The sequence below is a fragment of the Oceanobacillus alkalisoli genome, assembly GCF_022213125.1.
Classification (GTDB): Bacteria; Bacillota; Bacilli; order Bacillales; family Amphibacillaceae; genus Oceanobacillus; species Oceanobacillus alkalisoli.
In genome coordinates this window covers 51,233-65,164 of sequence record NZ_JAKNRA010000004.1, presented here as the reverse complement: position 1 = coordinate 65,164, position 13,932 = coordinate 51,233, and the positions used below count along the sequence as shown (strand labels likewise).

The window sequence follows — 13,932 nt, the reverse complement described above, 5'->3', positions numbered from 1 at the left end:
TACTACTTTAAGATGAAAAAGATTAAACTTGTGCATAATAAGGAATAAATGGTAATAGAAGGAGGATGACGGATGACTTCGGTTATTGAAACGACAGAACAATTAGTGAATCCGATTTTAGAAGAAAATGGTTTAGAACTCGTGGATATTGAATATGTGAAGGAAGGTAAAAATTGGTTCTTGCGTGTTTATATTGATAAGCCGGGTGGTGTCGATATCGCTGAATGCGGCCTTGTTTCAGAGCAACTGAGTGAGAGGCTTGATGAAACCGACCCGATTAAAGCTGCCTATTTCCTTGAGGTTTCTTCCCCTGGAGCAGAAAGACCGCTAAAAACAAAAGCAGATCTAAAAGCAAATGTTAATAAAAATGTTTATGTAACATTATACGCACCAATTGATGGTGCGAAGGAATATGAAGGTATATTAACCAGCTTTGAAAATGATCATCTGACCATTGAATATAAGGTCAAAGCAGCAAAGAAACAAGTTGAAATTCCATATGAAAAGATAGCTAAAGCAAGATTAGCTGTAACGTTTTAAAAGGGGGACAATGAAAAGTGAGCAGTCAGTTGTTTGATGCGATTGATTTATTAGCAGAGGAAAAAGGCATTGAAAAAGACATATTAATTGAAGCGTTGGAAGCAGCATTAATATCGGCTTATAAAAAGAATTTTCAATCCGCAACGAATGTACGAGTTGAACTTAATGAAGAAAAAGGCAGTATGAAAGTTTTTTCCAGAAAAGCAATTGTAGAAGAAGTAGAAGACAGCCAACAAGAAATATCTTTAGATGAAGCAAAAGAAATTGATCCGAATTATGAGTTAGATGATGTAATTGAAGTGGAAGTTACACCGAAAGACTTTGGTCGGATTGCGGCTCAAGCGGCTAAGCAAGTAGTGACACAGCGAGTAAGAGAGGCAGAACGGGGCGTTATTTATTCCGAATATGTCGACCGGGAAGATGACGTCATGACTGGGATCATCCAGCGTAAAGATGCCCGCTTCATTTACGTAAACTTAGGAAAGATTGAAGCAAAGCTTGCAGAAGCGGAACAAATGCCAACAGAAGAATACGATATCCATGACCGTCTCAAAGTATATGTAACGAAAGTGGAAAATACAAGCAAAGGGCCGCAGATCTATATTTCTAGGTCTCATCCTGGCTTGTTAAAGCGTTTATTTGAAATGGAAGTACCTGAAATTTATGATGGTATTGTGGAAATCAAATCGGTGGCAAGGGAAGCCGGCGACCGGTCAAAAATTTCCGTATATGCGGAGAACGAAGAGATTGATGCAGTAGGTTCTTGTGTCGGTCCAAGAGGACAGCGTGTCCAAGCAATTGTCGATGAGTTGAAGGGTGAGAAGATTGATATCGTTGAATGGGCAGAAGACCCGGTTGTTTACGTATCGAATGCACTCAGTCCTTCCAAGGTTATTGACGTGCTTGTGAATGAAGAAGAAAAAGCAACAACGGTTATTGTCCCTGATTACCAGCTCTCACTAGCAATTGGTAAACGTGGGCAGAATGCCAGGCTTGCTGCTAAGCTGACCGGTTGGAAAATCGATATCAAGAGTGAAACTGAGGCTAGAAATGAAGGCCTGATGGAAATTGATAGCGAAGTAACCGAAGAAGAATCTTATTCAATGAATGATGACGATCTGTTTGAATAGGAGGAAATGAAATGGCGACAAAACGTAAAATACCAGAAAGAAAATGTGTTGTAACCGGTGAAATGCGACCGAAAAAAGAACTGATCCGTATTGTCCGTAATAAAGACGGGGAAGTGTTTGTCGACCCAACAGGGAAAAAGAACGGCAGGGGCGCATACGTAACTAAAACGTTGGAAGTAATCGAGAAAGCTGAACAATCGAACATTCTTGCCCGGACATTAAATACAGAGATTGAGTCAACAATCTATGAAGAATTACGAAAGCTTGTGAGTAGTGAATCATGAACAATTATTTGAATTTACTCGGTCTCGCCTTTCGGGCCGGAAAATGTTCCGTCGGGGAAGATGCTATTTTACGAGATGTCCGCAGCGAGAAGGCAAAGCTCGTAATACTTGCCCGTGATACAGGGGACCGGACGAAGAAGCGCATTACGGATAAATGTAAGTACTACCGGATTCCATATATTATTGTGGAAGACGACAGGGAAACATTATCGAATGCGATAGGGAAATCCCAAAGAGTTGCAATCGCTATATTGGATGCAGGGTTTGCTAAGAAAATCAGCTCCTATTTTGACAGATAAGAAAGTGAATCCTCTCTTACTGCATAAGTGCAACTAAGGCATTCGCCGTAAAACCTTGACGAATGCCAAGTTTTCTAAGGTAATTAATTTCGGGGGTGAACGTATGACTAAAATGCGTGTATATGAATATGCTAAAAAGAATCAAGTAACGAGTAAACAAGTGATTAATTATTTAAAAGAAATGAATGTGGAAGTAACGAATCACATGTCTACGATATCGGAAAACACCGTGAAATCACTTGATAAAAAGTTCAATCCATCGACTAACGATAAAGAAGGACAGAAGACACCGACGAATTCGAAACCTAACCAGAAAAAGGAAGATAATAAAAAGTATTCTGATAAAAGACAAAACAACAAAGGGAGTCAACAAATGACAGGAAAAAGAGGACAGCAAAAGACTCACCATAATAAAAGTCGTAATCATAAGAGACGGGATCAGCAAAGAAGGAAGCCAGCACAACCCGCACCAGATTTAACACCAGACAAGATTACGTATGGTAATACGCTGACGGTTAGTGAACTTGCGGCAAAACTACACAAAAAAGAATCTGAGATTATTAAGAGACTCATGTTTTTAGGGGTTATGGCTACGAAAAACCAGGATCTTGATGATGATACGATTGAATTAATCTGCGGTGAGTACAATGTTGAAGTAGAAAAAGAAATTGTGTTAGAAGATACAGATTTTGAGAAATATCGCGTGGAAGAAAAAGAAGAGAACTTGGAGGAACGTCCTGCAGTTGTGACGATTATGGGGCACGTTGACCACGGGAAGACAACGACACTGGACTCCATTCGAAAAACAAAGGTAACAGCAGGAGAAGCTGGAGGAATCACACAGCATATTGGAGCTTATCAAGTGGAATCAAATGGAAAAAAAATCACATTTCTTGATACACCGGGGCACGCCGCTTTCACAAGCATGCGTTCACGTGGTGCTCAAGTTACGGATATTGCGATATTAGTTGTCGCTGCAGACGATGGTGTAATGCCACAGACTGTTGAAGCGATCAACCATGCAAAAGCAGCTGAAGTTCCGATTATTGTGGCTGTTAATAAAATGGATAAAGAATCAGCGAATCCCGACCGTGTCATGCAAGAGTTAACGGAATATGAACTGATTCCTGAAGACTGGGGCGGAGATACAATTTTCGTTAATATCTCAGCGATCAAACATGAAGGTATTGATGATCTTCTTGAGATGGTATTACTTGTCGCGGAAGTTGAGGAATTAAAAGCGAATCCGAACGCTAATGCATCTGGTACAGTTATTGACGCTCAACTAGATAAAGGAAGAGGGTCTGTCGCGACCTTGCTCGTTCAAAATGGAACACTGCATGTAGGTGATTCCCTCGTTGTCGGAAACACATACGGGCGTGTGCGTGCGATGGTGAATGATATGAGAGAACGGATTGAACAAGTTGGACCGTCCACACCAGTTGAGATTACTGGTCTTAGCGGTGTACCGCAAGCTGGAGATCAATTCCTTGTCTTTGAAGATGAGAAGAAGGCAAGACAGGTCGGTGAAGCACGGGAACAGAAGTTTATCGTGGAAAATCGCGGTCAACAGAGCAAAGTAAGCCTTGATGATTTATTCGAACAAATTAAACAAGGTGAAATGAAAGACTTAAATATTATTATTAAAGCAGACGTTCAAGGTTCAGCTGAAGCACTTTCTTCTTCTTTACAAAAAATCGAAGTTGAAGGCGTTAAGGTGAAAATCATCCACACCGGTGTAGGTGCGATTACGGAATCTGATATCATCCTCGCATCTGCTTCCAACGCAATCGTCATCGGCTTCAACGTAAGACCTGATGTAAATGCGAAAAATGCTGCGGAAAGAGAAAAAGTCGATGTAAGAACGCATCGTGTCATCTATAAAGCAATTGAAGAAATCGAAGCAGCGATGAAAGGTTTACTCGATCCTGAATACGAAGAGAAAGTTATCGGACAAGCGGAAGTCCGCGAAACGTTTAAAGTTTCCCGAATCGGAACAATCGCTGGAAGCTATGTAACGGATGGTAAGATTACGAGAGACTCAGGAGTAAGAGTAATCCGGGACGGGGTCGTTCTATTTGAAGGTGAAATTGCTGCACTGAAACGATTTAAAGATGATGTGCGTGAAGTAGCGACAAACTACGAGTGCGGAATTACAATTTCGAACTTTAATGATATAAAAGAAGGAGACGTTATCGAAGCATTTATTATGGAGGAAATCAAACATACATGATTCTCTATGCGGAAATAGAGTGCTTCTTTTACGAAGGGAATTCGCTTAAAGCGAAACGCTCTTTATTGAAAAGGATATTTGCCAAATTGACGAAAGACTTTAATGTTGCCGTTGCCGAGTTAGAATATCAAGATCTCTGGCAGCGGACAAAGTTTGGCGTTGTGACAGTATCAGAAAGCGCAGTACATGCAGAAAAAGTAATCCAGCAGGTATTGCGGGTGCTTGATCAGTATCCGGAACTGGAGCGAACCATTACGACGGTTGAGGAACGCTAACCCTCCTTCAAACGATTAATGATTTTATGAATGAGGTGAGAAGATGTCGGAATTACGTGCTAATCGGGTTGCTGAACAGATGAAAAAAGAATTAGGTGAAATTTTAACGACGAAACTGAAGGATCCGAGAATTGGTTTTGTAACAGTTACAGATGTGGAAGTCACAGGAGACCTTCAGCAAGCTACCATCTATATTTCTGTACTTGGCTCGGAGAAAGAAAAACAAGATACACTACTCGGATTGACGAAGGCTAAAGGGTTCATCCGTTCAGAAATCGGAAAACGAATCCGTCTTAGAAAGACACCTGAGCTGCTTATTGAATTTGACGAAGCTTATGAGTACGGGAATCGAATCGAATCTATTTTGCGAGATTTAAATAAATAAATGGTAAATCTGACTCCTTATCTTATGTGGACAGGGTCAGATTTTTCCATGATTCTTTTACCTGTATGGAACGGAAGTGAATGATATGAACGGAATTTTGCCATTATGGAAACCAAGAGGGATGACCTCTCATGATTGCGTCATGAAAATTAGAAGACTGTACAAGACAAGAAAGGTCGGACATACTGGGACACTTGATCCAGAAGTGGAAGGGGTACTTCCTATTTGTATTGGTCAAGCTACGAAAATCGTGCCATTTTTAACAGATACAAAGAAAACATATATCGCTGAAGTAAAACTCGGTCAAACAACAGAAACAGAAGATAGCTACGGTGGAATTGTTGAAGCAGTGAATGTCGATGTTTTCCCTGAAATCGGTGAAATAGATGCTTGCTTACAGTCTTTTTTAGGCGTAACGAAGCAAATCCCGCCAATGTATTCAGCTGTTAAAGTAAATGGAAAGAAACTTTATGAATATGCAAGAGCGAATGAAGAAGTCGTGCGTCCAGTACGTAATATCGAGGTACATTCTATTGAACGCATAGCACAAAATGAAAATGATCATACAATCCGATTCCAAGTTACTTGTTCGAAGGGTACTTATATCCGAACGCTATGTGTCGACATTGGAAAGCAGTTGGGGTACCCTGCTCATATGTCATTTCTTGAGCGGATCCGGACTGGAAACTTTACAAAACAAGAAGCAATCACTTTCGATCAGATTGAACAGGCGTCAAATGATCTGGAACGAGCTGCATGGCTAAAGCCTCTCCTCACTGGCGTTGATCATTTATCTGCTCTTGAAGTGTCTGAACAAGTAAAGCATAAAGTGCAATATGGTCAAAAACTGTCAAGACCCGACGAATTGCCGGAGACGAATCCATTCTTAATGATGCATCAAGGTGAGCTGCTGGCCATCTATCAGATTCATGAAAAGAACGAGCGAGAAATAAAGCCTGTTCGTGTATTTCAGTTTGATAAAAAGTAGGTGAATAGATATGAGAACTTTTGAATTAACTTATCCGCATACCCTTACAGAAGCAGATATCCCCGAAACTGTATGTGCGATTGGTTTTTTTGATGGGATACATAAAGGACATCAGCGATTAATCGAGAAGGCTGTCGAAGTCGCAAAGGAAAAAAACATGGAGAGTGCTGTCATAACATTTCATCCCCATCCCTCTGTTGTCTTAAAGAAAGGAACAGAGCGTGTGCAATATATTACACCTCTCCGTGAAAAACAGGAAATCCTTCAACAAATGAATGTTGATCGGCTATATATTATTAAATTTAATGAAGAACTATCGAAGCTAAGTCCTGAAGATTTCATTGATCATTTCATAATCGGCTTACATATAAAGCATCTTGTTGCAGGCTTTGATTATAGCTTTGGACATAAAGGGGCTGGGAATATGTCGAATATCTCGGACTATTCCAGAGGCAGATTTGATTATACTGTAATCGATAAAGTAACGATGGATGACGAAAAGGTAAGCTCTACGAGGATAAGAGATTTGTTAAAACAAGGCGAAGTTGCAACGATTAATCGGTTGCTCGGACGACCCTTAAAATATACAAGTGTCGTTATTCATGGTGCCCAGCGCGGAGGCCCGGAATTAGGATATCCGACAGCAAATTTAAGGATTAACGAAGATGCACTCCTTCCTAAACTCGGTGTCTATGCTGTAAAAGTAAGATATAAAAATGCAATTTATGAAGGAATGGCAAGTGTCGGAACAAACCCGACTTTCAAAGAAGATAAAGGAAATTTATCTGTTGAGGTAAACATTTTTGATTATAATAATGATTTATACGGAGAAGAATTACAGCTGGAGTGGCATGAGTTTATACGGGATGAGAAGAAATTTGCCGGCAAAGAAGAGCTAATCGCCCAGCTTGCCGATGACGAAGAAACAATCCGCAATTATTTCCGTTAAACACCAAACTTACTACTCCCATTCAGCGTAAGGGTTTTGATCATTCATTAAGTTTAGCGTTCTGGTCGCCGTTCAGTTGTCCGACGGACGGATGCGCATCCTAAGGGCACGGCCTCAGCCTCCTCGGAAGAAAACCGCTTCCTGCTCTGGTCTGGACACGTGCTTTTCCCGTAGGAGTCACCGTCCGCCGGGCAACTGAACTGGTAGAGAGGGTTATTATCAATGGTATCTATCCCGTGTTATGATAAGCGTTCTATTCCTGATATAATAAATAGGGTTCCAAGTCAGGTTTTTGCTGGGAGCAGTCCCGATACCTCGAGACTCCTGTGGGAGGACAGGCCTAGGTGAGACCCCGCAGGGCGACAGCCCGAGGAGGCTCACCAGCCGCCCACGGAAAGCGAGAGGTATCGGGACTGCGGACCCTCGGAAGAAAGTTGCGCTTACGCTGAATGAAGGTGAAAGTATTTCTTTATAAAGAAATATCGATTAAAAACTTGATTTTATCTGTAGCTCAAGCTATACTAATGTAGATAAACCATCGCTTGGCAAATCGTATCTCCGACGATTGCTAGGGGATTGGGGCTATACAATTTTTATAGGAGGTGGACCAAATGGCGATTTCACAAGAACGTAAGAATGAGATTATTAATGAATTTAAAGTCCATGATACGGACACAGGCTCTCCTGAAGTACAAATTGCTGTACTTACAGAAGAGATTAACCTACTGAATGAGCACCTTCGCGCTCATAAGAAAGACCATCATTCTCGCCGCGGTCTGTTTAAAATGGTCGGTAAACGCCGTAACCTATTAAACTATCTACGTAATAAAGATATTATACGTTACCGCGATCTAATTCAAAAACTCGGCTTACGTCGATAAGCTTAAAGAAAAGCAGGAGAAATCCTGCTTTTTCTTTTAAGCATTTTATATTTATAGATATAATTGATATTACGCTCCTGATTAGACGTACCGTTTGATTCTCCTACTGCTATCGTATATTCTAGAAGAAAGAACTACTTGAAAGCTTTAAGTGAGAATTGTTTATACTAATGATGAGGATGTTGTATTGAAAGGAGTACCAAACTAGATGATAGAAGAAAAACAAGTTTTTTCGACAGAGATTTCAGGCTCCACGTTTACAGTGGAAATAGGTGAGCTTGCTAAACAAGCTGGCGGTGCAGCAATGATCCATTACGGTGATACATCTGTACTGGCAGTTGCCACAGGTTCAAAGGAACCGAAAGATTTACCATTCTTTCCATTGACGGTAAATTATGAGGAACGGTTATACGCCGTCGGTAAAATTCCAGGTGGATTCATTAAGCGGGAAGGAAGACCAAGTGAAAAGGCAATTCTAGCTTCACGTCTTATTGACCGCCCAATTCGCCCACTCTTCCCTGATGGCTACCGTAATGAAGTACAAGTTATCAGTACCGTCATGAGTGTGGACCAAGATTGTTCCTCGGAGATTGCAGCAATGATCGGCTCTTCCATTGCACTATCCATTTCCAATATTCCGTTCCAGGAGCCAATCGCAGGTGTTCAAGTTGGAAGAGTGGATGGAGAATTCATTATTAATCCAACAATTGAACAGCAAGAGAAAAGTGATATCGAGCTTACCGTAGCAGGAACGAAGGATGCAGTCAACATGGTGGAAGCCGGGGCGGAGGAAGTTCCGGAAGAAGTGATGCTTGAAGCGATCATGTTCGGCCATGATGAAATTAAACGATTAGTTGCATTCCAGGAAGAAATCATTTCTCAAGTAAATATCGAAAAATCTGAAGTGAGCTTATTTGAACTTGACGAGGAACTTACGGCAAAAATTGAACATGAAGCAAAAGACAAGCTTACTGCAGCTATTCAAGTGAAGGAAAAGCATGAGCGTGAAGATGCGATTGCAGCTGTAAAAGAAGAAGTGCTTGCTGTTTATGATGAGGAAACAGAAGCGGATACCCTTAAACAAGTGAAGAACATCCTTGAAAACATGGTGAAAGAGGAAGTACGTCGGCTCATCACGAAGGAAAAAATTCGCCCAGACGGAAGAAAGCCGGATGAAGTTAGACCATTATCAAGTCGTACCCATCTTTTACCGCGTACCCATGGTTCAGGTCTCTTCACACGTGGGCAAACTCAAGCTTTAAGCATTTGTACATTAGGAGCCCTTGGGGACGTTCAGATTTTGGACGGGCTTGATTTAGAAGAATCAAAACGTTTCATGCACCACTATAACTTCCCGCAGTATAGTGTCGGGGAAACAGGTCCGATTCGCGGTCCAGGAAGAAGGGAAATTGGTCACGGTGCTTTAGGTGAACGCGCCCTTGAAAAAGTGATTCCATCCGAAAATGATTTCCCGTATACGATCCGTCTCGTTTCTGAAGTATTGGAATCAAACGGTTCAAGTTCACAAGCGAGTATTTGTGCGAGTACTTTAGCATTGATGGATGCAGGTGTTCCGATAAAAGCGCCGGTTGCCGGGATTGCGATGGGTCTTGTTAAGTCTGGAGAAGATTATACAATCCTGACAGATATCCAAGGTATGGAAGATGCACTAGGTGACATGGATTTTAAAGTTGCTGGTACTGAAAATGGAATCACTGCACTTCAAATGGATATTAAAATTGACGGACTTTCCCGTGAGATTTTAGAAGAAGCAATGGAACAAGCAAAAACAGGCCGGATGCAGATTCTTGAATCCATGCTTGCAACAATTGCAGAGCCTAAAACAGAATTATCGCCATTTGCACCTAAAATCATGACCATGGACATTAATCCGGATAAAATCCGTGATGTCATTGGACCAAGTGGAAAACAGATTAACCAAATCATTGATGAAACTGGCGTGAAAATCGATATTGAACAAGATGGCAGTGTCTATATCTCTTCAACTGATCAGCAAATGAATGAAAAAGCGAAGAAGATAATTGAAGATATTGTTCGTGAAGTAGAAGTCGGTCAAATGTATCTTGGTACTGTTAAACGTATTGAGAAGTTTGGTGCATTCGTTGAACTATTCAAAGGAAAAGACGGTCTTGTTCATATTTCCGAATTGCAAATTGAGCGTACGAATAAAGTAGAAGACGTCGTTACAATCGGAGATGAAATCCTTGTCAAAGTAAAAGAAATTGATAGACAAGGCCGAATTAATCTGTCAAGAAAAGCAGTCTTGGTAGAAGAAAAAGAACGGGAAGAAAAAGCAAATAAATAAGTGATTTGATTGCAAAAGAGATCGAATCACTTCAATCACAAAAAGAAGCTGAGGAATAATTTCAGTTTCTTTTTTTAATTGCTCATTTCTACATACCTTGTCCTACCGCCGCATACATTGATTGTAGGGGGCGGTGACATGCGAGCGTATAAAAAATATGTGAACGTACTAGTATTCATACTCATACTATTTGCTGCATTTCGTTTGAATCATAATCCATTTATGGACGGGGCAGCACCCGTTCTGAATCCGGGAAATGATAAATTATATACCGAAATCGAGCAAAAAGCAGCAAATGAAGAATATAAGGAGGCACCACAAAATGCTTATATCGACCGCGTCTACAAAAAAACACCCGGACGAAATGGCAGAGATATAAATGTTGAAAAATCCTATGAGAAGATGAAGGAAGCTGGCGTTTTTCAAGAAGATTTACTTATCTTTGACGAAGTACGTCCTAAAGTAAATTTAAGTGATCTTGAACCAGCGCCAATTTATCGTGGACATCCGGAAAAACAAATGGTATCATTTATGATTAATGTTTCTTGGGGTAATGAGCATATCCCAGCAATCCTAAACACGTTACAGGAACATCAAGTGAAAGCAAACTTTTTCATTGAAGGGAAATGGGCGAGGGAAAATCCTGAAATCGTTAAAATGATTATGGAAAAGGGACATCTCATTGGGAACCATGCCTATAATCATCCAGATATGGCACGGTTAAATACGCAAGAGATTGAAACCCAAATCAAGCAGACGAATGAGATCCTTACCGCAATTACAGGGGAAACTCCAAATTACTTCACACCACCGAGTGGAAGTTTTACAGATGAAGTTATTGAAGTTGCTAGTGCACAAGGAATGGAAACGGTTTTATGGACGACAGATACTGTAGATTGGAAGAAACCATCTGTTTCTGTTATGATAAATCGCGTAAATGAAAAAGTTCATCCAGGTGCAATTATTTTAATGCACCCGACACCAGTCATCGAAGAAGGGCTAGATGAATTAATCATGCTCCTTAAAAATAAGGATTTTCGATTAGGCAGACTAGATACCCTTTTAAGTACAGAACGATAATTTGAACATTTTTAGGGGGGAGCAACCTTGATTCAGAAGCACCAGAGTAAAAACGGACTGCGTATTGTACTTGAAACAATCCCAGCTGTTCGTTCCGTCACAATCGGAATTTGGATTTTGACAGGTTCACGAAATGAAACGGTTGAGAACAACGGCATATCCCATTTTATTGAACATATGCTGTTTAAGGGGACAAAGACACGAACAGCTCGTGACATAGCAGAAGCATTCGATTCCATTGGAGGTCAGATCAATGCCTTCACCTCTAAGGAGTACACTTGTTTTTATGCAAAAGTTCTTGATACCCATAAAGAACTCGCTTTAGAAATTCTTGCGGATATGTTTTTCAATTCGACTTTCGATGAAGAAGAGATGGAGCGAGAGAAGAAAGTAGTTTATGAAGAGATAAAAATGTATGAGGATACACCAGACGATATTGTACATGACTTCCTCGCTCAAGCAGCTTTTGGCAGTCATCCGCTTGGATATCCTATTATAGGATCTGAGAAGCAATTGGAGTCATTCCATCCGGCCATGCTAAAGGACTATATGGATGAGCAGTACACTCCGGAAAACATTGTTATTTCCATAGCTGGGAACGCGGATGAGGCGTTTGTTAAAAAGATTGATGAACAATTCGGTACGTTCACGCACTCTAGTAAAAAAGCTGAGGAAATAACACCTCTTTTCGTTGGAGGATCGATCATAAAGAAAAAAGATACAGAGCAGGCTCATCTATGCCTTGGTTATCGAGGGTTACCGATTAATGATACATCTACATATAGCTTGATTTTATTAAACAATGTGCTCGGTGGGAGCATGAGTTCTCGACTTTTCCAGGATGTCCGCGAGAATCAAGGACTTGCCTATTCTGTTTTTTCCTATCATGCATCGTTTCTAGAAGACGGTTTACTCACGATTTATGCTGGTACTGGCAATAATCAATTAGCTAAACTCCAGCAAACAATTGATGACACGATTGAGCAGCTTGTTGAACAAAGCATAACAGATAAAGAGCTACATAATAGTAAAGAACAATTAAAAGGAAATCTTGTGCTGAGTTTGGAAAGCACAAGCAGCAGGATGAGCAGGAATGGAAGAAATGAATTGTTATTGAAGAGACATCGCTCATTAGATGAAATGATTAAAGAAATCGATTGGATTTCTCATCATTCCGTTCGTAATGTCATTGATCAAATATTTAAATCAAAACCAGCGACAGCAATCATTTCATCCAATGAATAAAGGATGCCCGGTTTTTCTTTCATTTCCTTCATGACTTTCTATCGCCTTGCATAAGCTGGATTATGGAGGGATAAGCATGAGGTTCAGGGATATTAGTGGAAAAGAGATTATTGATGTGAAGCAAGGGATTAAATTGGGTGTGCTCGGCCAGACGGATTTGGAAATTAATGAACAGACAGGACAAATTGAAGCATTTATTATCCCGTCCTATAAATGGTTCGGCTTAAAAAAGGAAGATGACGAATCATTAATCCGCTGGCGAAACATTAAAGTAATCGGAGAAGACATGATCGTTGTGGAATCCGAGGATTTTATGGAATGAAAAGGCTGATATCTTGAGATATCAGCCTTTTTTCATTTATTATCCCATCTGCAATCACTCTAAGGCGCAATCATCATATTCTATAGAGAGAAAATGATGTTTGGAGGTTAGTGGCAATAATGGAGCAACTCATTGCTGTAATTGGCGGTGATGCTCGCTACCTGGAGTTGATACGCCAGCTGCAAGCATTACCAGGTATATCAATTGTTCTAATTGGTTTTGATAAATTAGACCAAAGCTTTACAGGGTTAAAGCAAAGCGATTTATCAGAGATTCAGCCTGCTGATCTAGATGGTTTAATATTGCCGATTACCGGTACGGACGAATCCGGTAATATAGAAACTGTTTTTTCCGATCAGCCGCTGCAACTAACAAAAGAATGGTTTAAAAACTTAAAGAAATCAGCCATTATGTTTACTGGAATAGCAAATAATTTTTTAAAGGAACAGACTGAAATGAATGGAATTGAACTTGTACCACTTCTTAACCGGGATGACGTTGCAATTTATAACTCGATACCTACCGCTGAAGGTGCAATCATGATGGCGATTGAGCACACGGATTATACGATTCATTCATCCAATGTCGTTGTAACTGGATTTGGTCGTGTCGGTCATACGATTGCTAATAAATTCTCTAGTCTTGGGGCGAACGTAAGCGTAGCTGCAAAAAGCTTAAGTGACCTGGCCCGGATTACAGAGATGAACCTTCAAGCGATACCAATTGAACAGCTGCCGGATCATCTTGATCAATGTGACTTATTGATTAATACGATACCTGCACTTGTTATTAAGCGTACAGCTATTGAGAAATTACCGGCACACACGGTTATTATTGATCTCGCTTCTAATCCGGGTGGAACAGATTTTGATTTTGCTGAAAAACGCGGGATTAAAGCCATTCTTGCAAAAAGTCTCCCCGGCATTGTTGCTCCGAAGACATCTGGGAAGATTTTAGCGAATGTCATTACGCAAGTTATAGAGGGAAGGAGATAA

At 40.6% G+C, this 13,932-nt stretch carries 15 protein-coding genes; all 15 read left to right on the top strand.

Going from position 1 to position 13,932, the window contains the following annotated elements:
• The first annotated feature begins 72 nt into the window (after window positions 1-72).
• The 15 genes from rimP to dpaA all read left to right on the top strand — a co-directional run bounded on the left by rimP (window position 73) and on the right by dpaA (window position 13,932).
• On the top strand, window positions 73-540 hold the full coding sequence (gene rimP / locus L3V42_RS07595) for a ribosome maturation factor RimP (RefSeq protein WP_235761532.1): 468 nt from the start codon (window positions 73-75) through the stop codon (window positions 538-540).
• 17 nt (window positions 541-557) lie between these two features.
• Window positions 558-1,670: a transcription termination factor NusA gene (gene nusA, locus L3V42_RS07590; RefSeq protein WP_235761531.1), complete on the top strand. Its 1,113-nt coding sequence runs from the start codon at window positions 558-560 to the stop codon at window positions 1,668-1,670.
• 11 nt (window positions 1,671-1,681) lie between these two features.
• Window positions 1,682-1,954, top strand: coding sequence for an RNase P modulator RnpM (gene rnpM, locus L3V42_RS07585; RefSeq protein WP_238471704.1), 273 nt, complete (start codon window positions 1,682-1,684; stop codon window positions 1,952-1,954).
• Entirely contained in the window at window positions 1,951-2,253 is a 303-nt protein-coding gene (locus tag L3V42_RS07580) for a L7Ae/L30e/S12e/Gadd45 family ribosomal protein (RefSeq protein ID WP_235761529.1), read from the top strand. Before rnpM ends, L3V42_RS07580 begins: the two co-directional genes overlap by 4 nt.
• 103 nt (window positions 2,254-2,356) lie before the next feature.
• On the top strand, window positions 2,357-4,486 hold the full coding sequence (gene infB, locus L3V42_RS07575) for a translation initiation factor IF-2 (protein ID WP_235761528.1): 2,130 nt from the start codon (window positions 2,357-2,359) through the stop codon (window positions 4,484-4,486).
• Window positions 4,483-4,761 carry a DUF503 domain-containing protein gene (locus L3V42_RS07570; protein ID WP_235761527.1) on the top strand — a complete coding sequence of 93 codons (279 nt, stop codon included), beginning with the start codon at window positions 4,483-4,485 and terminating at the stop codon, window positions 4,759-4,761. Before infB ends, L3V42_RS07570 begins: the two co-directional genes overlap by 4 nt.
• Before the next feature lie 43 nt (window positions 4,762-4,804).
• Window positions 4,805-5,146 (top strand): 30S ribosome-binding factor RbfA, encoded by a 342-nt coding sequence (gene rbfA / locus L3V42_RS07565; RefSeq protein ID WP_235761526.1) that lies wholly within the window; start codon window positions 4,805-4,807, stop codon window positions 5,144-5,146.
• A gap of 85 nt (window positions 5,147-5,231) precedes the next feature.
• Window positions 5,232-6,134: a tRNA pseudouridine(55) synthase TruB gene (gene truB / locus L3V42_RS07560; protein WP_235761525.1), complete on the top strand. Its 903-nt coding sequence runs from the start codon at window positions 5,232-5,234 to the stop codon at window positions 6,132-6,134.
• Window positions 6,135-6,144: 10 nt separating this feature from the next.
• Window positions 6,145-7,083: a bifunctional riboflavin kinase/FAD synthetase gene (locus tag L3V42_RS07555; protein ID WP_238471703.1), complete on the top strand. Its 939-nt coding sequence runs from the start codon at window positions 6,145-6,147 to the stop codon at window positions 7,081-7,083.
• Between the two features lie 611 nt (window positions 7,084-7,694).
• Window positions 7,695-7,964, top strand: a complete 270-nt coding sequence (gene rpsO, locus L3V42_RS07550; protein WP_235761523.1) for a 30S ribosomal protein S15 — start codon at window positions 7,695-7,697, stop codon at window positions 7,962-7,964.
• Between the two features lie 208 nt (window positions 7,965-8,172).
• Window positions 8,173-10,290: a polyribonucleotide nucleotidyltransferase gene (gene pnp, locus L3V42_RS07545; RefSeq protein ID WP_238471702.1), complete on the top strand. Its 2,118-nt coding sequence runs from the start codon at window positions 8,173-8,175 to the stop codon at window positions 10,288-10,290.
• A gap of 138 nt (window positions 10,291-10,428) precedes the next feature.
• Complete coding sequence (locus L3V42_RS07540) at window positions 10,429-11,370, top strand: polysaccharide deacetylase family protein (protein WP_235761521.1); 942 nt, start codon at window positions 10,429-10,431, stop codon at window positions 11,368-11,370.
• Window positions 11,371-11,397: 27 nt separating this feature from the next.
• Window positions 11,398-12,615, top strand: coding sequence for a M16 family metallopeptidase (locus L3V42_RS07535; protein WP_235761520.1), 1,218 nt, complete (start codon window positions 11,398-11,400; stop codon window positions 12,613-12,615).
• Window positions 12,616-12,691: 76 nt separating this feature from the next.
• Complete coding sequence (locus L3V42_RS07530) at window positions 12,692-12,937, top strand: YlmC/YmxH family sporulation protein (protein WP_235761519.1); 246 nt, start codon at window positions 12,692-12,694, stop codon at window positions 12,935-12,937.
• 119 nt (window positions 12,938-13,056) lie between these two features.
• Window positions 13,057-13,932, top strand: a complete 876-nt coding sequence (dpaA, locus tag L3V42_RS07525; RefSeq protein ID WP_235761518.1) for a dipicolinic acid synthetase subunit A — start codon at window positions 13,057-13,059, stop codon at window positions 13,930-13,932.